Annotated in this window: 2 protein-coding genes; both read left to right on the top strand. The window is 70.0% G+C overall.

Features of this window, described 5'->3' with window-relative positions:
• Nucleotides 1–116: 116 nt before the first annotated feature.
• Entirely contained in the window at nt 117–533 is a 417-nt protein-coding gene (locus tag LQV45_RS32820; protein WP_230011813.1) for a chorismate mutase, read from the top strand.
• 2 nt (nt 534–535) lie between these two features.
• Nucleotides 536–1,368 (top strand): hypothetical protein (locus tag LQV45_RS32825; RefSeq protein ID WP_230011816.1); only part of this gene is annotated, 833 nt, incomplete at its 3' end.

Raw genomic sequence — 1,368 nt, forward strand, 5'->3', positions numbered from 1 at the left:
GGGGCATGCTCACCGTTCGCCACGAACGGTGAGCATGCCCCTTGGTGTCTCCGCAGGCGCCTGCAACGGTACTTAACAGCGGGAGGCATTGGCCGCCGAACCCCTAGACTGGGTCAATGACCGAGCAGAACCCCACTCTTCCCGAAACCGACTCCTACGACCCGGCGGCAAGCTCCCTGGCCGGTTCCGTGGATCCCGCGGTCATGGCGGAGCTGCTGTCGATCCGCTCCAGCATCGACAACATCGATGCCACCCTGGTCTTCCTCCTCGCCGAACGCTTCAAAGCCACCCAGAAGGTCGGCTTCCTCAAGGCCGCGCACCAACTTCCCGCCGGGGACCCGGGCCGTGAAACGGCGCAGATCGCCCGGCTGCGGCACCTCGCCGCCGAAGCCCACCTGGACCCGGCCTTCGCGGAGAAATTCCTGAACTTCATCATCGGCGAGGTCATCCGCCACCACGAGGCCATCGCCGAGGACCACCAGGCCGCCCAGGCCTCCGGCTCCGCGGACGCCGCCCGCGCCGCAGACGCCTAGCCATGGCAGTACCAGACGCGCCCGCACCGGGCCAAGTGACCGCGACCGCCCTTGGCCCCTGGCCGGGCGAGGACCCGGCCGAGGCCGCCCGCATCATCCGCGGTGAACTGGGCAGCCCGCACCTGCCGTTCCTCGCCGAGCTTCCCGACCGCGGCGTCGGCTCCGATGCCCTGGGCCGGACCGCCTCTTTGCTCGTGGAACTCGCCGTCGACGTCCAGCCGCATGGATGGCGGTTCGTGGACCGGCCCGGCAAGGACCTGCAGCGGGCCAAGTCGGCCCTGTCCACCGACATCAACATCATGGCGGACGTGATCGGCGTCGAGGAAGTGCCGTCGGACGATATCAAGATCCAGCTGCGCGGGCCGCTCAGCCTTGCCGCCGGGCTGCACCTGCACAACGGCGAGCGGGCCCTGATCGACTACGGTGCCCGCCGGGACATCGCGGACTCGCTCGCAGCGGGCGTGGAAGGCTACCTCAAGCGGGTGGCGGCGGCTGCCCCCGGTGCCCGGATCGTCGTCCAGATCGACGAACCTGAAATTGCGTCGGTGCTGGCCGGCACCATTCCCACCGCCAGCGGTTACCGGACCCTGCGTTCGGTGCCGGGCCGGGAAGTGACCGAGTCCTGGCAATTGGTGATCGACGCGCTCCGGGCCGCGGGCGCCGTCGAAACCGTTGTGGCCGTCTCCGAGGTAGAGGCGCCGTTCGAGCGGATCCTGGCGGCAGGCGCGGATGGAATCGCTGTGCCGCTTCGGGCCCTGACCTCGCGCCAGTGGGAACAACTCGCGGGCGCGGTGGAGGCCGGCAAGCGGCTCTGGGCCGGCGCGCTGGACGTGGC

The organism is Microbacterium sp. Bi128 (genome assembly GCF_918698205.1).